Genomic DNA, 21,118 nt, shown 5'->3' with positions numbered 1-21,118 from the left:
CCGGCGCTGGCCTGCGACCGGTATATCGGTTGGAAATCGCTGTCCGGATAGCCTTCATCCAGTGAAAGCCGTCTGGACGGACGGTTGGCTGACAGATAAGAGGGGGTTCGAACGATGTCAACGGCGGCGAAAGGCCGTCTTAAGGTTGCCAAAATCCAAGAGCACTTGGACGGCCAACCAGAAAAAGCCTCACAATGAAAGGTCTATCCATGCGCCTATCGCAGCTTGCAGCCACACTATTCCTGACTTCAGTCGCATTTCTTCCTGTTCACAGCTTCGCGGCTGATGAGGCCGATCCGGTGGTGGCAACTGTCGCCGGTGCCGAAATCCGTGCATCAGAGCTGACATTGGCTGAAGGTGACCTAGACCCGCAGTTTGCCCGCCTGCCGGATCAGCAGCGTCGTGTGGCTGCTCTTGCCGCAGTCATCGATATCAAGACGCTCGCTCGCAAGGCTGAAGCGGAAAAGCTTGACGAGACAGATGAGTTCAAAAAGCTGATGGCGTTCCAGCGCGACCGCGCCTTGCACAATGCCATCTTCAAGTCGACGGTGGTTGACCCTGTCAGCGACGAAGACATCAAGGCGCGCTACGAGAAAGAAATTGCCGCGGTTCCGCCTGAAGAGGAAATCAGCGCACGCCATATTCTTCTCAAGACAGAAGAAGAGGCCAAGGCGGTGATTGCCGAATTGGATGCCGGCAAGGATTTCGCAGAACTGGCCAAGGAGAAGTCCACGGGACCAAGTGCTGCGCAAGGCGGAGATCTCGGCTTTTTCACCAAGGGCCGCATGGTTCCTGAATTCGAAGCCGTCGCATTCACACTGAAGGCTGGCGAGTATGCCAAGGAGCCGGTGGAGACCCAGTTCGGATGGCATGTCATCAAGGTCGAGGAACGCCGTGAAACAGCGCCGCCGGCTTTTGAGGAAGTGGCTGATCAGGTTCGACAGCTGGTGATGCGCGAACGTTACGCCGAACTCATCCGCGCTGCGCGCACCGAGATCGAGATCGATGTGCTCGACCCGGAACTGAAGGCAGCCTACGACACCATCAGCCAGCAACCGCAGCAGTAACAGCCGTTTCAGGCTAACTGACGCCTCAAGGATCGTTCCATGTCCACCGACATCTCGCCCCTGGCTCCGAAGTCCTATGCCGAACTCCCGCCAATCGCGGGGGTTCGTATCGAAACAGCGGCGGCGGGGATCAAGTACAAGAACCGCACCGATGTCATGCTGATGGTGTTCGACAAACCGGCGACAGTGGCGGGTGTCTTCACGACATCGAAGTGCCCTTCCGCGCCGGTTGATTTTTGTCGCGCAAATCTTGCTGGTGGCAAGGCGCGGGCCCTGGTGGTCAATTCGGGAAACGCCAATGCGTTTACCGGACAAAAGGGGCGTGCCGCCACAGAGCTGACCGCGAAATCCGCAGCAGAGGCGGTCAATTGCACCGAGGACGAAGTCTTTCTCGCGTCGACCGGTGTCATCGGCGAACCTCTGGACGCGACCAAATTCTCGACCGTTCTTGATCAAATGGCGGTCTCTGCCACCGGCGACCGGTGGCTTGATGCTGCGCGTGCGATCATGACAACCGATACCTATCCGAAAGTCGCTACCCGGACGGCGCGGATTGACGGCAAGACTGTGACGCTCAACGGCATTGCAAAGGGTGCGGGCATGATTGCGCCCGACATGGCGACAATGCTGTCTTTTATCGTGACCGACGCCGCCATTGAACCTTCTGCACTGCAGGCGATGCTCAGCCGTCATGTCGGTTCGACCTTCAATGCGGTGACTGTCGACAGTGATACGTCGACTTCGGACACGTTGCTGGCTTTTGCAACAGGCGCTGCTGCAGGCCGTGGCGCGGGGATGATCAGTTCCGCTTCGGATGCGAGGGCACGTGGTTTTGCCAAAGCGCTGGCGGATCTGATGGAAGATCTGGCAATCCAGATCGTCCGTGATGGCGAAGGCGCACGCAAGCAGGTCGAGATCACGGTGACGGGTGCGGCATCGGCGAAGGCAGCTGGACGGATTGCGCGATCCATCGCCAATTCGCCGCTGGTCAAGACCGCTGTCGCCGGTGAGGACGCAAACTGGGGCCGTATCGTCATGGCTGTCGGAAAGGCGGGCGAGAAGGCCGAACGCGACAAGCTGGCGATCTGGTTTGGCGATGTCCGTGTGGCTGTCGATGGCGAGCGCGATCCTGACTACAGTGAAGCCGCAGCGTCCGATGTCATGAAACAGGACGAGATCGCCATAAGGGTTGATCTCGGTATTGGTCGCGGCAAGGCCCGCGTGTTCACCTGCGATCTGACCAAGGCTTATGTCGAGATCAACGGTGATTACCGCAGTTGAGCGGCTTGCCAACATACCAGAAGTACGGGGCCTGTTTTGCCAAACCTTGCAATCGTCAGAAGGCTTGAAGCTGTTGGATTTCGGGCCTGGCCCGCAGCATCAATCCAGTATGACGGCAGTTGGCAGATCCGTCTGACTGCAGGCCACCCTTCAAAACGCCTGAATTCCGTCAATCCGCTTGATCCGTCTGACTACGATGGCATTGAAGGTCGAGTCGAGCGTGCTGCTCGCCGTTTCGATTCCTATGACCGGCCGCTGGTGTTCAGGCAATCGCCCCTGGCGCCGCGGCCGCTGGAGGCTTATCTGGATGCTCTCGGCTGGCGAAGATTCGACGAAACCATCGTCATGACCGGCGCGATCGACAGCCTCGACATCGACAATGGCATGGATCACCTGCCGATGCGCGACATCGGACGTTATGTCGATGCGTCCATTGCCGTGCATGGCCGTGATCAGTCACTCAAGCCGGGACTCACCGAAGTGTTGAGTTCGATACGCCCACCCAGCGGCCTGTTCGTGCTGGAGGAAGAGACGACCGGCCCGGTCTCGACGGCTCTTTGTGTTCATGACAATGACCTCGCCGGCTTGTTTGAGTTGGCCACGCGGGCAGACGTGCGTCGTGCGGGGCACGGCCGTGATGTGGTGACTGCGGCACTGAGGTGGGCGCGCCATCGTGGTGCCGATACGGCATGGCTGCAGGTCGAAAGCGCCAACACTGCCGCGGTGGAGCTCTACAAGGGACTGGGCTTTGGCGAGGTCTACCGCTACGCCTATCGCCAGAAGCCGGGGTATTGATGCGATGAGCGGTAAGAAAATATTGCTGGTTGCGGCCTGTGCCCTGGTTGACGCAGATGGGCGGGTGCTTTTGACCCAGCGGCCTGAAGGCAAGAAACTGGCCGGTCTCTGGGAGTTTCCCGGTGGCAAGGTGGAGCCGGGTGAGACACCCGAAGAAGCCTTGATCCGCGAACTTTCCGAAGAAGTCGGCATCATCACCAAGGAAGCTTGCCTGGCGCCGCTGACATTTGCCAGCCACAGCTACGATGAATTTCATCTGCTGATGCCGCTTTTTGTCTGCCGCCGGTTTGAAGGAACGGCTCGCGGCCTCGAAGGCCAAGCCCTCAAGTGGGTTCGTCCGCGCGATATGCGCGACTATCCGATGCCGCCGGCCGATGAACCCCTCATTCCGTATCTCATCGACCTTTTGTGACGGCGCGTGCGCGACGGCTTGCGCATTGCGCGATGAAAATGACATTCAATCTGCCGCATGTTGTCGTTAGCGTTAATGAAACTTCAATTTACTTCACGCAAGAATAGCTCGTGTGACGGATCCGGAAGGATTCTCAGTGGAGGCGTTATGACCGACGGGGATTTCTGGATGACGGTAATGGACAGAGATGGACAGGAGAACCCGCCAAAGCGATTTGGTGCGGTCCGCGTTGCTCTGCTGTTCGGTACTGCGGCGATTGCAATCGCCGCAATCCTGACGCCAATTGTTGCGGATCGATCGCCTTCTGCCAGTGTTGCGTGGGCGCCGGACAGGTTCGACAACATCACGACCGGATCCATTCCGTCACGTTCGAAAACCACATCCTACACCGTTCGTAAATCCATCCTTCAGGACAATCCAGGTGCGCTTTGCATCATTCGAAGTGATGGCAGGAAGACCGGCGATTGCTGAACCACCCCAAAGAGTTATTTGAGCGGAATCGGAATTAGTCATGAAATCTTTGTTTTCCAGGTTTGTCAGAGACTGTTCCGGAGCCACTGCAATTGAGTACGGTCTCATTACGGCCTTGATCACAGCTGCGCTGATCGGCGGGGCGACGGTGCTGGGTGACTCGATAAATGGTCTGATGGATAGCACCTCGAACCATCTGAAAGATTCGCAATAGGCTTTTGCTTTTTTAGCGCGGCAGCTTTTTTTCGGGCGTTTTCAACGCGTCTGCGAGACGAGCCTTGGCAGAGCCCGGCTTGAGCGGCTTCTGCTGGTTTTCATGGGGCGCCCAGCCTGAGAGATGAATGACCGGGAAACTGGCTCGGATACGGCCGTCCGGGTCCGAGAATCGGTCTGCGTAAATCTGTCCGGCTCTCAGGAAGACCTGCCTGCTTATCGGACTTCGGCTTCTGTCTGTCAGAATTGACGTCATGCCCATTGCCCGAAGATCTTTCAGCAGCGCGAACATATCGGCATATCTGACTACAATGTCATCGATATCGGCGACCGGCAGTGCGAAACCGGCGCGCTGGAGCAGGGCGCCATAATTCCGAATATCGGCAAAGGGGTGAACCCGGGCATTGGCGCCACCGGTCAGCTCACTTTCCGCCGCGAGCAGGGATTCACGCAGTTCCCCTAACGTGCCTGCGCCCGGCGTTGCGGCAAGCAGCAATCCATCAGGCTTCAAGGCGCGGCGCAACTGTACGAGCACGCCTGGCGTATCATTGGTCACATGCAGCGCAAGCGTTGAAACGATCAGATCAGCGCTGCCGGGCTCCAACGGCACCAAATCCGGCTCGGCGAAAATCTGCCTGCCTGGGTCAATGCCGGGCAACGCGCACATGTCGACGTACTTGAAATCGCCGGTCTTGCCGGTTGCTTTCATCATGGCAGCAGCAAGCGGTAAGCCAGCGTGAACCAGAACCGGGTTCTCGAAATGTCTTTCCACCACCGAGAGCCGCTCGGCTAAGTCTTCGGCGATTCGGCTGATGAGGAAATCTGCGCCCGGCTCAAAGTCGGCCAAGGCGCGTAAACGGCGCTGACGCAGCAAACTGTGATCAAAGAGGCGGTCCATGATCGTGGGCCTATCGGTCTATTTCGGATGCAGCAAAGCACTGTCTGCCTTGCTGTGGCTCGCTTGTTGGATGGAACGGCTGTAATGTCAACCGATGGACCGCGCGTATCTCCTTCACTTCAGGCACAGATTGCTGGCTTCCTGTCAGGCTGCGGGAATGGGTCTCATTCAACTGGTGTATCCACCCGTTTGCTCAGGTTGCGGCAAGATAGTGGGGCGTCCCGCTGCCTTGTGCCCGGAGTGCTGGGCGACGGTGCGGTTCATAGAGCGGCCATTTTGTGATATCACCGGTGTGCCTTTTGATCATGATCGTGGCGAGGGATTGATTTCGCCTCAGGCGATCGCCAATCCGCCAGCTTATGCGAAGGCGCGGGCTGCGGTGTTTCATGATGGCGTTGCCCGCAAGATAGTTCACGGGCTCAAATATTCTGACCGTGCCGACCTGGCCGCGATGATGGCCGAATGGATGATACGGGCAGGGCGGGACGTCGTGGATGACAGCGATGTCATCATTGCCGTTCCATTGCATCGTGGACGGTTATTTGCGCGGCGTTACAATCAGTCGGCGGAGCTTGCCCGCACGCTTGCGGGTATCGCGGGCAAGCCGTTTCTGCCGGGCGTCTTGCGGCGAGTTCGCGCCACACGCCAACAGGTCGGGCTGGGTTTGAAGGCGCGGCAGGACAATGTTCGCGGAGCTTTTTTAACCGTGCCCGAACAGGCGCAAAGGTTTGTCGGGCTCAAGGTGCTTCTGGTCGATGATGTGCTGACCACCGGATCAACCGTGGAGGCTGCCACACGCTCGTTGTTGCGTGCAGGTGCGGCTCAGGTCAACGTGCTGACCTTTGCCAGGGTTGCAAGCCAGGGCGAGGAAACCCTATATGCTTGAAGGGCCGCAGAGGCCGTAGAACAAACGGAGACCCGCATGGCAGACGTAATCATCTACACACGACAGTTTTGCGGATTTTGCACCGCGGCCAAAGGTTTGCTGGATGGAAAAGGCGTCAGCTATACGGAACATGACGCCACATTCTCTCCGGATCTGAAGCAGGAAATGATTGGCAAGGCAAACGGCCGGGCGACATTTCCGCAGATATTCATTGATGGTGTTCACGTTGGAGGCTGCGACGAGCTGCACGCTCTTGATCGCGCCGGAAAACTTGACCCGATGCTGACAGGAGGCTGAAACATGCGTGAACTGGTTGTCGCTGCCATTCAGATGCGCTCGGGCGTTTCGCCCGAGGTGAACATCGAAGCCATGGAGGCTCTTGTTCGCGAAGCTGCGTCGCGCGGCGCACGCTATGTGCAGACCCCGGAAATGACGGGTGCTGTGCAGAAAAACCGTGCTGGCCTGCGCAGTATCCTCAGAACGGAAGCCGACGATCCTGTCCTGAAGGCAGCCTCGTCTCTTGCTGCCGAACTTGGCATCTACCTGCATGTCGGATCGACTGCTATCGACGTCGGCCACGACATGGCGGCCAATCGCGGTGTGGTGTTCGGCCCTGATGGCGCCTCTCTTGCCCATTATGACAAGATCCACATGTTTGATGTGGACCTCGACAATGGCGAGAGCTGGCGGGAAAGCTCCGTCTATAAACCCGGCGAAGCGGCTTGCACTGTTGATCTCGATGTGGCGCGGCTGGGAATGGGCATCTGCTACGATATCCGTTTTCCGCACCTTTTCCGGGATCTGGCACTGGCCGGCGCTGATATATTGACAGCACCTGCCGCCTTTACCCGCCAGACCGGTGAGGCGCACTGGCATGTGCTGCAACGCGCCAGAGCAATCGAAAACGGAGCCTTCATGATTTCGGCGGCGCAAGGCGGCGTGCACGAAGACGGGCGCGAAACCTATGGGCATTCGCTGATCATTGATCCCTGGGGACGTGTGGTCGCGGAAGCTGACGGCGATGAACCAGGTGTGATTGTCGCCACTCTGTCGCTTGACGAGGTGAAAGCTGCGCGCGCCAAGATCCCCAACCTGAAGAACGCCCGCAGCTATCGAATTGAAACGGGAGAACCGGCGAAAGCGGGAGAGAGAGTGGCGTGATCCGCTTTTCTTTGCTCTGTGACAAGGATCATGAATTTGAGGGATGGTTTTCCTCAAGCAAGGACTTTGACGGCCAAAGTGAACGTGGACTGGTCGAGTGCCCGGTCTGTGGATCGAAGCAGGTAGGAAAGGCGCTGATGGCACCGGCTGTGGCGGTTTCCCGGGAAGACACGCCGCGCCCGCTGGCGATGGACCCTGAGAAACGCGAGATGATGCGCAAGCTGCGGGACATGGTGCAGACGGTGAAACAGAACTCCGAGGATGTCGGCGACCGGTTTGCCGATGAGGCGCGCAAGATCCATCACGGTGAAGCCGAGGCGCGGGGCATTATCGGGCACGCCTCAAGCGATGATGCAAAGTCGTTGATCGAGGAAGGCATCGAGATCGCGCCACTGCCGGAATTTCCGGAAGATCTGAGTTGAGATGGACGCATCCGGTTTTCATCTTGCGATGTACAATTTTGGTCTGCACGTGGCGCCTTATGATGCGCCCGAGGTGCAGGGTTTCCTGCGCCGGGAACCTTTGAATTTTGCTGCGGCTGAAAAAGCTTCCGGGTTTGTCGGACGTTCCGGCTATGACGATGAACCGGGTCCCCTTAGCTGGGGCGTGCAGGTTTTCCCACGTTTCATAAAGGGCAGCGGGTTCGACAGCGGGCCGTCCTCACTCTCGCTTTGGGAGGACGTGGAAAGCTTGATGGCTTTTTCCTACTCAGGGGTTCACGCTGAGGCGCTCAAGAACGCGCGCAACTGGAACACCAGGAATGACTGGCCGCCTCTGGTCTTGTGGTGGGTTGGAACTGGGCGCCGTCCGGACTGGAGACAGGGCGCCGAGAAGCTGGAGTGGTTGCATGACAATGGCCCAGGTCCGAGGGCATTCACTTTCAAGCAGGCCTATGATCCTGAGGGCGAACGTCTGGAGATTGATCGCGTCCGTATCAAGGCTCTAGTCGAGGCGAATGCGCCGGGTCAACGCGATCTGCTGGCGCAACTCGAGAGCATTCCGGTCTGAATGCCGGCTCGCCGCCGTGTGGTTCAGACGCTCTTCGGGCGCTCCAGGAGCATCATGTAGTTGACGTCCATATCGCGCGACAGGTTCCACTGGTCCTGCAACGGATTGTAGAACACGCCAGTACGGTCGATAACGTTCATTCCCGACGCTGACAGCGGGGTTTCGATTTCTTCCGGACGCACCAGTTTTTCGTACTGATGAGTGCCGCGCGGCAGCCAGCGCAGCACATATTCCGCGCCGATGATTGCGAGCGCCCGTGCTTTCATGGTCCGGTTGATGGTGGCGACGAACATCATGCCGCCTGGCTTTACCATCTCGGCGCAGGACGTGAGAAACAGATCGACATCAGAAACATGCTCGACAACTTCCATGTTGAGCACGACGTCAAAGCGTTCTCCTCGGGCGGCCAGTTCCTCGGATGTTACGGCTTCATAGCTCACATTGACGCCGCTCTGTTCGGCATGGATGGAAGCGACTTCGACATTGGTTCGGGACGCATCGGCACCCAACACTTCGGCACCCATTCGGGCCATCGGTTCCGAAAGAAGCCCGCCACCACAGCCGATATCGAGCACTCTAAGGCCCGCCATCGGCTTGTCGCTTTTCGGATCCCGGTCAAAGTGCGCTGCAACGTGGTCGCGAATGTAGGTCAGGCGAACCGGATTGAATTTGTGCAGCGGACGAAATTTGCCTTTCGGGTTCCACCATTCTGCCGCCATGGCCGAGAAACGCGCGACTTCGTCCTGATCGATCGTTGTCTGTGCAGTTTGGCTCATGGGTCTCTCCACCGTTGCATTTATGACAACCAACTCGGGCGTCAGCCCCATCTTGTCAAGAGTTGGCGCTGTCGCACCAGCGATCCTGTTGCAGCCCGCCGGTTTTTTGGCTAAGAGACCGCCACCTTCCGCGCCGGAATCCCGGGGCGGTTTTTCTTGCCCGGCAGCGGGTTAGTCAGCGGATAATTGAATATGGCCCGCATAGTGATGAAATTTGGCGGCACGTCGGTTGCCGACCTTGACCGGATTCGCAACGTCGCCCGGCACGTCAAGCGTGAAGCCGATGCGGGACATCAGGTCGCCGTGGTGGTGTCAGCTATGGCTGGCAAGACCAACGAGCTTGTGACCTGGGTCCAGCAGATGCCAAAGGTCGCCGGTGCCAGTGCGTCGTTCTACGACGCTCGCGAATACGATGCGATCGTTGCCTCGGGCGAGCAAGTGACCAGCGGATTGCTCGCCATTGCGCTTCAGTCGATGGGCGTGGATGCCCGTTCCTGGCAGGGCTGGCAGATTCCTGTAAAGACCGACAATGCCCATGCCGCGGCGCGGATCGTGGATATTGACGGATCAGAATTGATCCGCAGGTTCGAAATGGGGCAGGTGGCTGTTGTTGCAGGTTTTCAGGGAGTAGGCCCCGACAACCGGCTGGCGACGCTCGGGCGCGGTGGGTCTGACACCAGCGCAGTGGCCATCGCGGCGGCGGTCAAGGCGGATCGCTGCGATATCTATACCGACGTAGACGGTGTCTACACAACCGATCCGCGGATCGAGCCAAAAGCGCGGCGGATGAAAAAGATTGCGTTCGAGGAAATGCTTGAGATGGCATCTCTTGGCGCCAAAGTGCTGCAGGTCCGGTCGGTCGAGCTGGCCATGGTTCACAAGGTAAGAACCTTTGTGCGCTCAAGCTTTGACGATCCGGATGCGCCAGGAATGGGGGATCTGCTCAATCCGCCCGGAACTCTTATTTGCGACGAGGAAGAAATCGTGGAACAGGAAGTCGTTACCGGCATTGCCTACGCCAAGGATGAAGCGCAGATTTCCCTGAGACGGCTTTCTGACCGCCCGGGCGTTTCGGCGGCAATTTTTGGTCCACTTGCGGATTCGCACATCAATGTCGACATGATCGTTCAGAATATCTCTGAAGACGGATCGCGGACAGACATGACCTTTACGGTGCCGTCGACCGATGCCGAGAAGGCCCTGTCGGTGCTTGCGGGTCAGAAGGAACTGATCGGTTATGACGTGGTTCAGAGCGAATCAGGCCTGGCGAAGGTATCCGTTATCGGTATCGGTATGCGCAGCCATGCGGGTGTTGCCGCAAGTGCGTTCAAGGCTCTTGCTGAAAAGTCGATCAATATCAAAGCAATAACAACTTCCGAGATCAAGATTTCGATTCTGATCGACGGTGCTTATGCAGAGCTCGCGGTAAGGACTTTGCATTCCGCCTACGGTCTGGATAAGACTTAGCCAACGGGATCAAGATAAGACGGCATAAGCCGAACTCTGCAAGCCGGTCGGGACCGTCTCGGGCGGGCCACACGAATTGGGAGAATGAAGCGCGATGAGAGACCTTTCCGCAGGTCCGCGCGTCCTTCTCAGGCGGCTGCGCGAATTGATGGCGGAGCCCCTTGAGCCGCAGGAGCGCCTTGACCAGATCGTCCGCCAGATCGCGGCCAATATGGTTGCCGAGGTGTGCTCGTTTTACGTGCTGCGCGCCGATGGAGCTCTGGAGTTGTTCGCCACCGAAGGCCTGAACAAGGACGCGGTGCATCTGGCTCAACTGAAATTGGGTCAAGGTCTGGTCGGCACTATTGCGGCAAGCGCGCGATCGCTCAATCTCTCTGACGCTCAGTCCCATCCCGCCTTCACCTACCTGCCGGAAACAGGGGAAGAAATCTACAATTCCTTCCTCGGCGTGCCGATTCTCAGGGCCGGCCGCTCGCTGGGCGTTCTGGTGGTTCAGAACAAGGCGCACCGGAAATACCGTGAGGACGAAGTCGAGGCACTCGAGACCACATCGATGGTGCTTGCCGAGATGATCGCCACGGGCGAGCTCAAGCAAATTACCCGACCGGGGCTGGAGCTTGATCTGAACCGCCCTGTAACAATCGAGGGTGACGCTTACGGAGACGGCATCGGCCTTGGCCATGTCATACTGCACGAGCCGCGCATTGTTGTGACCGAGCTTCTCAATGATGATATCGACTCCGAGCTCAAGCGGCTGGAAGAGTCGCTTGGGTCGCTGCGAATTTCGATCGACGACATGCTGTCGCGACGTGACGTGTCGATGGAGGGTGAGCACCGGGCTGTTCTGGAAGCCTACCGGATGTTTGCCCATGACCGTGGCTGGGTGCGGAAGCTTGAGGAAGCGATTCGCAACGGGCTGACCTGCGAGGCGGCCGTGGAGAAAGTGCAGAGCGATACCCGCGCCCGCATGATCCACATGACGGATTCCTATCTGCGCGAGCGGCTGCACGATTTTGATGATCTGGCAAACCGTCTCCTCAGGCAACTGACCGGATTTGTGCCGGGCAGCAAGGGCTTGCCGCAGGATGCGATCATTGTTGCGCGCGCCATGGGTGCGGCGGAACTGCTTGATTATCCGCGCGAGGCGATCCGCGGTCTTGTGCTCGAGGATGGCGCAGTTACCAGCCATGTGGTGATTGTTGCTCGCGCCATGGGTATTCCGGTGGTCGGGCAGGTGCCGGGCATCGCGTCGCTGGCGGAAAACCGTGATTCGATCATCGTTGATGGTGAGGATGGCATCGTCCACCTGCGGCCAATCAGTGAAGTTCAGAGTGCCTATGCCGACAAGGTCAGGTTCCGGGCGAAACGTCAGGAGCAGTACCGGGCGTTGCGCACAGTTGAGCCGCGCACGCGGGACGGCCAGTACATCACGTTGCAGATGAACGCGGGTTTGTTGGTGGACCTGCCGCAACTGAGTGAGTCCGGCGCCAGCGGTATCGGTCTGTTCCGGACAGAGCTGCAATTCATGATTGCCTCGACCATGCCAAAGGTCGACGAGCAGGAAAATCTCTATCGCAGTGTTCTGAGGCAGGCGGGCACAAGTCCGGTCACGTTTCGGACGCTGGATATTGGCGGTGACAAGGTGGTGCCGTATTTCCGCTCCGCCGAGGAGGAAAACCCGGCGCTGGGATGGCGTGCCATCCGGCTTTCGCTGGACAGGCCGGGTTTGCTGCGCACCCAAATGAGGGCACTCTTGAAAGCAGCGGCAGGCGTCGAGCTCAAGCTGATGCTGCCGATGATCACCGAGGTCAACGAGCTTCGCCTGGCGCGCGAGCTCCTGAACAAAGAGGTCCGACATCTTTCCCGTTTCGGGTATCAGTTGCCGCGCAGCCTGCAGTTCGGCGCGATGCTGGAGGTGCCGAGCCTCTTGTGGCAGCTTGATGAGTTGATGGAGGAGGTGGATTTTGTTTCCGTCGGCTCCAACGATCTTTTCCAGTTCGTCATGGCGGTGGACCGGGGCAATTCCCGCGTTTCGGAACGGTTTGACACTTTGGGAAGGCCGTTCCTGCGTGTGTTGCGACAGATTGTCCAAGCGGCGAACAGGACCAATACGTCGCTGACCCTTTGCGGTGAAATCGCGGGCAAGTCGCTTTCTGCAATGGCGCTTCTGGGGCTTGGCTTCCGCAACATTTCGATGTCGCCGGCAGCAATTGGTCCGGTCAAATCGATGCTGTTGTCGCTTGATCTGGCCAAGCTTGAAGAAGCCCTGTTGCCAATCATCGCCGATACGCGAAGCGAAAAAACCGTTCGCGAGTTCCTGATGGACTTTGCCGACGCCAATGGCGTGAGCCTCTAGGATCAAGTAATGGCGCGATTGCCGACCCAGAAAATCCGTGAACTTGAACGCCGTTTCGGCGAGGTAGAGGCGCGCATGTCTGCGGGGCCGGATGCGGAAACCTATGTGAAGCTGGCTTCCGAGTATTCCGAGCTGCAGCCGCTTGTCGGCGAAATCAGGGAGCTTGCGAAAGTTGAGGCCGAACGGGCCGATCTGACGGCGATGATGGCCGACAGCTCGACGGACCGCGAGATGCGGGAGATGGCCGAAGACGAGTTGAAGGCGCTCAAGAGCAGAATTGAAAAGCTTGAACAGCAGATCGAGATCATGCTGTTGCCGAAGGATGCCGCTGACGAGCGCAGCGCCATTGTCGAAATCCGCGCCGGTACCGGCGGTTCCGAGGCGGCGTTGTTCGCTGGTGATCTGTTTCGCATGTACGAACGCTATGCCTCCTCACGGGGATGGAAGGTGGAGGTTCTGTCGTCGAGCGAGGGAGAAGCCGGCGGCTACAAGGAGATCATTGCCACCGTTTCGGGCAAGGGCGTGTTTGCGCGTCTTAAATTCGAATCAGGCGTGCATCGTGTGCAGCGTGTTCCGGAGACCGAATCAGGCGGCCGAATTCACACGTCGGCCGCGACCGTTGCGGTTCTGCCGGAGGCGGAGGACATCGACATCGAGATCAAGTCCGAGGATATCCGGATCGACACCATGCGGGCCTCGGGCGCCGGCGGTCAGCACGTCAATACAACGGACTCTGCCGTTCGCATTACCCATTTGCCGACCGGGGTCGTTGTGACGTCTTCAGAAAAGTCGCAACACCAAAACCGCGCCAAGGCAATGCAGGTTCTGCGCTCAAGGTTGTTCGATATGGAGCGACAGAAAGCCGACAACGAACGTTCGGCCGATAGGAAGAGCCAGGTTGGTTCCGGCGATCGTTCGGAACGGATCAGGACCTACAATTTCCCGCAAGGCAGGGTCACCGACCACCGGATCAACCTGACGCTCTACAAGCTTGACCGGATGATGATTGGCGAAATTGACGAGATCGTCGATGCGCTGATATCCGACCATCAGGCGGGGCAGCTGGCCACACTGGGCGCCAATGACGCCTGAGCTGTCAGGCGCGGGTACAATCGGGGAGGCCTGGCTGGCTTTACGAGCTGCCTTTCGCGCCGCCGGACTTGAAACTGCTGACCTTGATGCACGGCTCCTGGTCACCAAACTGTCAGGCCTGGAATCGCATCAACTGGTGACTGACGGCGACCGGGCGCTCAGCAATGACCTGCGCGACCGGTTGAGTGATGCTGCCAGCACGCGGCTAGAAGGCAAGCCGGTTCACCGCATCCTCGGTGCGCGGGATTTCTACGGGCTGGAACTCGGGATTTCGCCTGCGACGCTTGAGCCCCGACCCGATACCGAGACCCTGGTCGATGCCGCTGTTGCGCTGGTACGAACAACGATTGCAGCCAAAGGTGTGTGTTCCATTCTCGATCTTGGAATAGGGACGGGCGCGATTGGGCTGGCGCTGGTTGCCGAATGCGAGGAGGCGCGATGTCTCGGCATCGATATTTCCGCCGAGGCGGTCAATACATCTCTCGCAAACGCCAGGACCAACGGACTTTCAGATCGGTATCAAGCCTTGGTTGGAGATTGGTTTTCCGGCCTTGAGGAGACGTTTGACCTGATCGTTTCAAACCCTCCCTATATTCCAACCGCTGATCTGGCGACACTGTCGCGCGAAGTAATTGATCATGATCCCATGCTCGCACTGGATGGCGGTTCTGACGGGGGCGATGCCTACCGTGTGATCGCGGCAGGTGCCGCTGCACGGCTAGAGCCGGCTGGGCATGTGGGGCTTGAGATCGGGATCGGACAAGGCGACATGGTGACCGCGTTGTTTGTTGATGCCGGGTTTGAACCGGCTGGTGCTTTTGCAGATCTTGGAGGCGTTGAAAGGGTTCTTTTATTCAGAATGCGCCTTTAGCTGATGTCCGGGGTTTGGGACTTTTAGTGCGGTGTGCAAGAAAAGGCTTGGAATTACAGGCAAACATGGCTAGTTTCCGGGGCAGTGCCGGATAGCAAGTCTTGAAACAGATTCGATCCGATATGGCTCGGCTCTAGGAACCCGCCTTTTTTGGCTGTTGGTTCACAGGAAAGCCTCTGGCGCGGGTATCTGAATTTGAACCCATAACGGTGACGGGATCGGAGTACGATCCTTTGTCGCGGCGCAACCTGCGAGCCAGATACCCTGGCCAAAGCGCCCAACAGATTTTTTTCAGGAAAACAACCAAACCAGGTGACTATCGAATGAGGCCAGGACAGCAAAACAAGCGCGGTCGCGGACGCAGCGGAAGCAGCAACAACAACAACAATAATAATAATGGTGGGGGCAATCGCAAAGGCCAGAACCCGCTTTCGCGCTCCTACGACAGCTCCGGTCCCGATGTGAAGATCCGCGGAACCGCCCAGCATGTGGCGGAGAAGTACATGAACCTTGCGCGTGACGCGCAAAGTTCCGGCGACCGCGTTATGGCCGAGAACTATTTGCAGCATGCCGAGCATTACAATCGGATCATTCTGACAGCTCAGGCCCAGATGCAGGAACGCTTCCAGCGCGATGACAATGCGTCACAACAGTCCCGTGATTCGCAGGATCAGGATGATGATCGCGATTCCGATGACGATAATGACGGAAACATGCAGGACCAGCGCAACGACCGGAACGATCAGCAGGATCGGCCCGAGCGGCATTCGCGCCCGGATCGTTCAGAGCGTCAGGATCGCGGCGAGCGTTCCGAGCGGCAGGAGCGTAGCGACCGATCCGAGCGACCGGAACGCAAGCCACGTCCCGAACAGCCGTCGAAGCCAGTTTATGATGCTGACGCACCGCAGCCAGTAATCGAAGGCGTGCCGGCGGAAGTGGCTATAGAGCAGGTGGTGCCGGATACAGATGGGGCCGCACGTCCAGCCCCTCGCCGTCGGGGCCGTCCGAAGCGGGTTCGCACGGAAGAGGGCGCGGATTCAGAAGGTTCGGCTGCCGACAAGCCGGCTCCTGTTGAGCCCGCCGCGGCTGAATAGGCGCAGGCTTTGAGAAATTGAATGGCAAACCCCGGTTGTTCGCAACCGGGGTTTTTTATTGTCCAACGAGGCCTTTATCACGCAACTGTGAATACCCATATTCATTTTATAATTGGGCTTGCCGCAAACGGGAGCTCATCCGGACCCAATGTCCTGCGCCGAAAAGGGTGGGGCATGTAAAGGAGAAGACCATGAATATTGAAAAGTACTCGGAACGGGTTCGCGGTTTCATCCAATCCGCGCAATCATACGCTCTCGCCGAAGGTCATCAGCAGTTCATGCCGGAGCATTTGCTCAAGGTGTTGATGGATGACGACCAAGGCATGGCGTCATCGCTGATCGAACGCGCCGGTGGCCGTCCAGCGGATGTGAGGCTCGCCAATGAGGCAGCGATTGCGAAGTTGCCGAAAGTCACAGGCGGCAATGGCCAGCTTTACCTTTCCCAGCCTGTCGCGAAGGTCTTTCAGGCTGCCGAAGACGCCGCCAAGAAGGCTGGTGACAGCTTTGTCACCGTCGAGCGGCTCCTGCTGGCACTGGTGATCGAAGCTTCGGCTGAAACCTCCAAGATCCTGAAGAATGCAGGTGTCACTGCGCAGTCTCTGAACCAGACCATCAATGACATCCGCAAGGGCCGTACCGCTGACAGCGCGGGTGCCGAGCAAGGCTTCGACGCCCTGAAAAAATATGCCCGCGATCTGACCGAGGCTGCACGCGAAGGCAAGCTGGATCCGGTGATAGGCCGTGATGACGAGATCCGCCGCACGATTCAGGTGCTGTCGCGCCGGACCAAGAACAATCCTGTGCTGATCGGTGAACCGGGCGTTGGCAAGACCGCTATTGCGGAGGGCCTGGCGCTCAGGATCGTGAATGGAGATGTGCCCGAATCGCTCAAGGACAAGCAGCTGATGTCGCTCGACATGGGCGCGCTGATTGCCGGAGCGAAATATCGCGGTGAGTTCGAAGAGCGGCTCAAGGCGGTCCTATCCGAAATCCAAGCCAACAATGGCGGGATCATTCTGTTCATCGACGAGATGCACACGCTGGTCGGTGCGGGCAAGGCTGATGGCGCCATGGATGCCTCCAACCTGCTGAAACCTGCCTTGGCGCGTGGTGAACTGCACTGCGTCGGTGCCACTACGCTCGAAGAGTACCGCAAGCATGTGGAGAAGGATGCCGCTCTGGCCCGTCGGTTCCAGCCGGTCATGGTGGAAGAACCTTCAGTCGAGGACACGGTATCCATCCTGCGTGGGCTCAAGGAAAAATACGAGCAGCACCACAAAGTTCGAATCAGCGATTCGGCGCTTGTGTCTGCTGCTGTTCTTTCCAACCGCTACATCACCGACCGGTTCCTGCCCGACAAGGCTATCGATCTGGTTGATGAATCGGCCGCACGTCTCAGGATGCAGGTCGATTCAAAGCCCGAAGAACTGGATGAGCTCGACCGGCGCATCATGCAGCTCAAGATCGAGCGCGAGGCTCTGAAGAAAGAGACCGATCAGGCATCGAAGGATCGGCTTGAGCGGCTCGACAATGAGCTTTCCGACATCGAGGAAAAGTCCAGCGCAATGACAGCCCGGTGGCAGTCTGAAAAACAGAAGCTGGGTCTGGCCGCTGATCTCAAGCTTAAGCTTGAGGCCGCGCGCAATGATCTGGCCATTGCCCAGCGTAGTGGCGAGTACCAGCGGGCCGGTGAACTGGCTTATGGCGAAATTCCCGCGCTTGAACGCCAGATCGAGGAAGCGGAAGCCCACGGTGAAAGCGATTTGACTGCCATGGTCGAGGAAACCGTGACGCCTGATCATATTGCCCATATCGTCTCTCGCTGGACTGGTATTCCGATCGACCGGATGCTGGAAGGCGAGCGCGACAAGTTGCTTAGGATGGAAGACGAGATCGGCAAGCGTGTCGTCGGCCAGGGTGAAGCGGTTCAGGCTGTTTCCAAGGCTGTGCGGCGTGCCCGCGCCGGTTTGCAGGATCCGAACCGGCCGATGGGCTCGTTCATCTTCCTGGGACCAACCGGCGTCGGTAAGACGGAACTCACCAAGGCCTTGGCTGAGTTCCTGTTCGATGATGAAACCGCGCTGATCCGGATGGACATGTCCGAGTATATGGAAAAGCATTCGGTTTCGCGCCTGATCGGAGCGCCTCCCGGCTACGTCGGCTACGACGAAGGCGGCGCGCTGACGGAAGCCGTGCGGCGCAGGCCCTATCAGGTGATCCTGTTCGATGAAATCGAGAAGGCACACCCCGATGTTTTCAACGTGCTCTTGCAGGTGCTTGACGATGGTCGTCTGACAGATGGGCAGGGGCGTACTGTTGATTTCCGCAACACGCTGATCGTCATGACGTCCAATCTGGGATCGGAGTATCTTGCCGCGCTCACCGACGATCAGGATGCCGATGCCGCTCGCGCCGACGTGATGAATGTGGTGCGGTCGTCGTTCCGGCCGGAGTTCTTGAACCGGATTGACGAGATCATCCTGTTCCACCGGTTACGCCGGTCGGAAATGGGCGCGATCGTCGATATCCAGCTCAAGCGTCTGGGCAAGCTGCTGGTCGACCGCAAGATCGAGGTCACGCTTGACGATAAAGCCCGCGTCTGGCTTGCCGACAAAGGCTATGACCCGGCCTATGGCGCTCGTCCGCTCAAGCGGGTGGTACAGAAATATGTGCAGGATCCGCTCGCCGAGAAGATATTGCTCGGTGAGGTCGGCGAGGGTACCCATGTCGCTGTGAGCGCAGGCTCCGACCGGCTGGTGTTCTCTGTCTCGAAAGAGAAGGCCAACGACATAGAAGAGCAACAGGGCGAAGCTGCCTAAGCTGCGTGAACTGAAAAAGGCGGGTCCCGGGATCCGCCTTTTTAGTTCTGAAGTTCAGGTCCGCACGGTCCATCTCACTTGTTAAGCAAGAACTCTGCGGCCAATTGACGTGCTGCCGGGTCGAAGTTATTCACTCGTCCGCCGAAAAATGTCAGGCCGGTTGGTTATCCCGGCCCTCGCAGTAGCGGGATTTAGTCGATTTTTTTGAACCCACGGCGACCTCTCAACAGGGGGCGCTGTGGTATATCTATGCAGATGCAGCGCTCCTCATTTACGCCGAATGGAGCCAAACGTGCACAACAGCAAGAAACTCGTCATCGTCGCCCAGGTCTTTATCTCCTGCCTCATGGCCTTACTCATGAGCGGTATATTCAGCTATTTTCATCTGGGCTTCACAATGGAATGGCTTCATATCTGGAGTTCGACATTCATCATTGCCTGGCCAATTGTATTCGTCCTGTCGATGGTTGTTGGCCCCCTCAGCTTCAGGACGGCAAGCATTATACTTTCACGTACTTCCGCCTCCTGAGAGAGGGACGGCTTGAAAGAGGAGTTTGGGCCACTTGGGTAACGACCTGACCGCGTTGCACACATTCTGCATGTCGCTGTGTGGCGCGACGCATATCGTCCAATGGGGTGGCTCAGATGTCTACAAGGTGGGTGGCAAAGTCTTCGCGATTACCCGCACGGATTCAGCTGACTCCGCGCGGGTTACTTTCAAGGCCTCGGAGATGAGTTTCGAGATGTTGAAGACCGAGCCTGGAGTGCGGCCCGCGCCGTATTTGGCGTCTCGCGGGTTCAAATGGTTGCAGCGTCTTGATGACCGGACGCTGGATGATCAGGCCTTGTGTGATTATGTCCGCCAGTCCCATGCCTTGGTGCTGGCCGGCCTGAGCAGGAAAAAGCGATTGGCACTGCAAGGCCAGACGACGCAGGAGTGAATCCGAAAACTCCCTTAAGGAAACGTCGGTGAAGGCCTGTCTTCAAAGCGCTGATCTGGTCGCTATGAAAATACCCTCGCCTTGCTGGGTGGCCTCAGCGGCTCGCGAGTTCCTTGTTTGACGTCTCGATATCCAGCAGCGCGTTGATGCGGTCGCGCTCGCGGGCAAACATGGCGTAGGCGTCACCCTTGAGCGATTTGCCGTCAGGAAGACGGATCCGCATCGCATCTACCTTGTTGCCGTTGACGATCAGTTCGTAATGAAGATGAGGCCCGGTCGAAAGGCCGGTCGACCCGACCGTTCCGATCACCTGGCCCTGACGAACCCGAGCACCCGGCACAACGCCTTTGGCGATGCTGTTCTGGTGCGAATAGCTCGATTTGTAGCCGTTGGCGTGGCGGATGATGGTTTGCCGCCCGTATCCGCCAGAATCCCAGCCAGCCTTTTCGACGACTCCATTGCCTGCTGCAATGATCGGCGTGCCGCGTGGAGCAGACCAGTCGACGCCGGTGTGCATCCGCGAATATTTCAGGATCGGGTGCCGGCGCATGCCGAAGCCGGAGCGGAACTTGCCGTTGGGTACCGGATTGCGCAGGAGGAACTGCCGGGCGCTGCGACCTTCCTCGTCATAATAGTCTATCGAATTGTCTTCTGGATGCTGGAAGCGGTAGAGCCGGATCGAGTTGCCGCCAAACTTGGCATTGACGAAGAGCAATTCGGATTCATCTGTTGCGGTGCCGCTATCGTCGGCCACGGAGAAGAAAGCTTCAAGCGTGTCGGACGGGCGCAGCTGGGACTGGAAATCGACATTGCTCGCCAGCATCTTGATGATCTGCCCAACCATGTCTGCCGACATGCCGTAGAGCAGGGCGGAACGGTATATCCCGTCATAGATGTTGGGCAGGTCGCGCGCGGTCACAACTGGCGTTGCAGTATCGTCGAATGCCGATCTGATTGTCGGAGTTGGCGGTGGCTCGTTGCCAATGACGAATCCGTCGTGATCAGAGAGGGCGACGGTGATCATGTGGCTGGAATTCTGGTAAACGCTCATGCGGATGATCCGCGCGCTTTCGCCAGACTGTTCGACGCCGACACGAATCACCGCTTGCTCGGGGATCTTGTCGGTCTTGATCTGCTGCGTCAGGGCATCGAGTGCAGCCTGGTACTGTTCGGCCGCATAGCCGGAGCCATCCAGAATGTCGGACAGTGCCGCTGCCTTGCGCACTGGAATGATGTCATCGATGTAATCGAGGCGTTGCTGGGTCTCGGGCGAGTAGGATGAGATCGAAACGTTCTCGGCAATAACGCGCGCGTTCAGGCTTGCACTGAAATCCAGCTCCATACGGTTCGAGCCAAAACGGCGCGGATCGACGTAATTGAGAGATGCATACTGGACCGACCCGTCGGTCAGCACGGACCCATTGGTACGGACGGTTTCCTCGGCTTCATCAAGAGACATTGATGCCGCGAAGGGATGTCCAGGCGCCTCCAGCGGAAAATCGACCGACCG

General features: G+C 58.3%; 22 protein-coding genes (1 of these 22 running past the window's edge). 19 read left to right on the top strand and 3 right to left on the bottom strand.

What is annotated here, in order from left to right; genetic code table 11:
- Positions 1 to 209: 209 nt before the first annotated feature.
- The 6 genes from WNZ14_RS01855 to WNZ14_RS01830 all read left to right on the top strand — a co-directional run bounded on the left by WNZ14_RS01855 (position 210) and on the right by WNZ14_RS01830 (position 4,240).
- A complete protein-coding gene (locus WNZ14_RS01855; protein WP_342866909.1) occupies positions 210 to 1,067 on the top strand; it encodes a peptidylprolyl isomerase in 858 nt (285 codons plus the stop codon).
- A gap of 39 nt (positions 1,068 to 1,106) precedes the next feature.
- Positions 1,107 to 2,348: a bifunctional glutamate N-acetyltransferase/amino-acid acetyltransferase ArgJ gene (gene argJ, locus WNZ14_RS01850; RefSeq protein WP_342866908.1), complete on the top strand. Its 1,242-nt coding sequence runs from the start codon at positions 1,107 to 1,109 to the stop codon at positions 2,346 to 2,348.
- A 36-nt stretch (positions 2,349 to 2,384) separates the two neighbouring features.
- Entirely contained in the window at positions 2,385 to 3,143 is a 759-nt protein-coding gene (locus tag WNZ14_RS01845; protein ID WP_342866907.1) for a GNAT family N-acetyltransferase, read from the top strand.
- A gap of 4 nt (positions 3,144 to 3,147) precedes the next feature.
- Positions 3,148 to 3,555, top strand: coding sequence for an 8-oxo-dGTP diphosphatase MutT (gene mutT, locus WNZ14_RS01840; protein WP_342866906.1), 408 nt, complete (start codon positions 3,148 to 3,150; stop codon positions 3,553 to 3,555).
- Between the two features lie 147 nt (positions 3,556 to 3,702).
- Complete coding sequence (locus WNZ14_RS01835; RefSeq protein ID WP_342866905.1) at positions 3,703 to 4,026, top strand: hypothetical protein; 324 nt, start codon at positions 3,703 to 3,705, stop codon at positions 4,024 to 4,026.
- 40 nt (positions 4,027 to 4,066) lie between these two features.
- On the top strand, positions 4,067 to 4,240 hold the full coding sequence (locus WNZ14_RS01830; protein WP_342866904.1) for a Flp family type IVb pilin: 174 nt from the start codon (positions 4,067 to 4,069) through the stop codon (positions 4,238 to 4,240).
- A 12-nt stretch (positions 4,241 to 4,252) separates the two neighbouring features.
- Here the strand turns inward: WNZ14_RS01830 and WNZ14_RS01825 are convergent, their stop codons facing one another.
- Positions 4,253 to 5,137 (bottom strand): methyltransferase domain-containing protein, encoded by an 885-nt coding sequence (locus WNZ14_RS01825; RefSeq protein ID WP_342866903.1) that lies wholly within the window; start codon positions 5,135 to 5,137, stop codon positions 4,253 to 4,255.
- Positions 5,138 to 5,294: 157 nt separating this feature from the next.
- Here WNZ14_RS01825 and WNZ14_RS01820 point away from each other — a divergent pair, with 157 nt between their 5' ends.
- The 5 genes from WNZ14_RS01820 to WNZ14_RS01800 are packed head-to-tail and all read left to right on the top strand — an operon-like array spanning position 5,295 to position 8,192.
- Positions 5,295 to 6,023 carry a ComF family protein gene (locus WNZ14_RS01820; RefSeq protein ID WP_342866902.1) on the top strand — a complete coding sequence of 243 codons (729 nt, stop codon included), beginning with the start codon at positions 5,295 to 5,297 and terminating at the stop codon, positions 6,021 to 6,023.
- Between the two features lie 36 nt (positions 6,024 to 6,059).
- Complete coding sequence (grxC, locus tag WNZ14_RS01815; RefSeq protein WP_342866901.1) at positions 6,060 to 6,320, top strand: glutaredoxin 3; 261 nt, start codon at positions 6,060 to 6,062, stop codon at positions 6,318 to 6,320.
- Positions 6,321 to 6,323: 3 nt separating this feature from the next.
- Positions 6,324 to 7,184 (top strand): carbon-nitrogen hydrolase family protein, encoded by an 861-nt coding sequence (locus WNZ14_RS01810; protein WP_342866900.1) that lies wholly within the window; start codon positions 6,324 to 6,326, stop codon positions 7,182 to 7,184.
- Positions 7,181 to 7,606: a DUF1178 family protein gene (locus tag WNZ14_RS01805; RefSeq protein ID WP_342866899.1), complete on the top strand. Its 426-nt coding sequence runs from the start codon at positions 7,181 to 7,183 to the stop codon at positions 7,604 to 7,606. Before WNZ14_RS01810 ends, WNZ14_RS01805 begins: the two co-directional genes overlap by 4 nt.
- A 1-nt stretch (position 7,607) precedes the next feature.
- Positions 7,608 to 8,192: a DUF3291 domain-containing protein gene (locus WNZ14_RS01800; protein ID WP_342866898.1), complete on the top strand. Its 585-nt coding sequence runs from the start codon at positions 7,608 to 7,610 to the stop codon at positions 8,190 to 8,192.
- Positions 8,193 to 8,215: 23 nt separating this feature from the next.
- Here WNZ14_RS01800 and ubiG read toward each other — a convergent pair whose 3' ends face one another.
- Complete coding sequence (gene ubiG / locus WNZ14_RS01795; RefSeq protein ID WP_342866897.1) at positions 8,216 to 8,968, bottom strand: bifunctional 2-polyprenyl-6-hydroxyphenol methylase/3-demethylubiquinol 3-O-methyltransferase UbiG; 753 nt, start codon at positions 8,966 to 8,968, stop codon at positions 8,216 to 8,218.
- A 192-nt stretch (positions 8,969 to 9,160) separates the two neighbouring features.
- Between ubiG and WNZ14_RS01790 the strand changes: the two genes are divergently transcribed.
- The 8 genes from WNZ14_RS01790 (at position 9,161) to WNZ14_RS01755 (ending at position 19,608) form a co-directional block, all read left to right on the top strand.
- Positions 9,161 to 10,435, top strand: a complete 1,275-nt coding sequence (locus tag WNZ14_RS01790) for an aspartate kinase (protein WP_342866896.1) — start codon at positions 9,161 to 9,163, stop codon at positions 10,433 to 10,435.
- 94 nt (positions 10,436 to 10,529) lie between these two features.
- Entirely contained in the window at positions 10,530 to 12,791 is a 2,262-nt protein-coding gene (gene ptsP / locus WNZ14_RS01785) for a phosphoenolpyruvate--protein phosphotransferase (protein ID WP_342866895.1), read from the top strand.
- Positions 12,792 to 12,800: 9 nt separating this feature from the next.
- The gene (gene prfA / locus WNZ14_RS01780) at positions 12,801 to 13,883 is read left to right on the top strand and encodes a peptide chain release factor 1 (RefSeq protein ID WP_342866894.1); all 1,083 of its coding nucleotides are present in this window, start codon (positions 12,801 to 12,803) and stop codon (positions 13,881 to 13,883) included.
- Positions 13,873 to 14,754 (top strand): peptide chain release factor N(5)-glutamine methyltransferase, encoded by an 882-nt coding sequence (prmC, locus tag WNZ14_RS01775; RefSeq protein WP_342866893.1) that lies wholly within the window; start codon positions 13,873 to 13,875, stop codon positions 14,752 to 14,754. Before prfA ends, prmC begins: the two co-directional genes overlap by 11 nt.
- Positions 14,755 to 15,077: 323 nt before the next feature.
- The gene (locus tag WNZ14_RS01770) at positions 15,078 to 15,848 is read left to right on the top strand and encodes a DUF4167 domain-containing protein (protein ID WP_342866892.1); all 771 of its coding nucleotides are present in this window, start codon (positions 15,078 to 15,080) and stop codon (positions 15,846 to 15,848) included.
- Positions 15,849 to 16,039: 191 nt separating this feature from the next.
- The gene (gene clpB / locus WNZ14_RS01765; protein WP_342866891.1) at positions 16,040 to 18,667 is read left to right on the top strand and encodes an ATP-dependent chaperone ClpB; all 2,628 of its coding nucleotides are present in this window, start codon (positions 16,040 to 16,042) and stop codon (positions 18,665 to 18,667) included.
- A 292-nt stretch (positions 18,668 to 18,959) separates the two neighbouring features.
- The gene (locus WNZ14_RS01760; RefSeq protein ID WP_342866890.1) at positions 18,960 to 19,196 is read left to right on the top strand and encodes a DUF2798 domain-containing protein; all 237 of its coding nucleotides are present in this window, start codon (positions 18,960 to 18,962) and stop codon (positions 19,194 to 19,196) included.
- Positions 19,197 to 19,230: 34 nt separating this feature from the next.
- Complete coding sequence (locus tag WNZ14_RS01755; protein WP_342866889.1) at positions 19,231 to 19,608, top strand: MmcQ/YjbR family DNA-binding protein; 378 nt, start codon at positions 19,231 to 19,233, stop codon at positions 19,606 to 19,608.
- A gap of 94 nt (positions 19,609 to 19,702) precedes the next feature.
- On the opposite strand, the gene WNZ14_RS01750 is transcribed toward WNZ14_RS01755, so the two are convergent.
- On the bottom strand, positions 19,703 to 21,118 hold the 3' portion of the coding sequence (locus tag WNZ14_RS01750; protein WP_342866888.1) for a M23 family metallopeptidase. It continues 534 nt past the right edge of the window; only the last 1,416 of its 1,950 coding nucleotides appear in the window; the start codon falls outside the window, past its right edge — the gene reads right to left on this strand; it ends in the stop codon at positions 19,703 to 19,705.

Origin of the sequence: Hoeflea sp. AS60 (assembly GCF_038900115.1) — a bacterium.
Lineage (GTDB): Bacteria > Pseudomonadota > Alphaproteobacteria > Rhizobiales > Rhizobiaceae > Hoeflea.
Note: the sequence above shows the minus strand (reverse complement) of the source record. Positions and strands in the feature narration are given on the sequence as shown.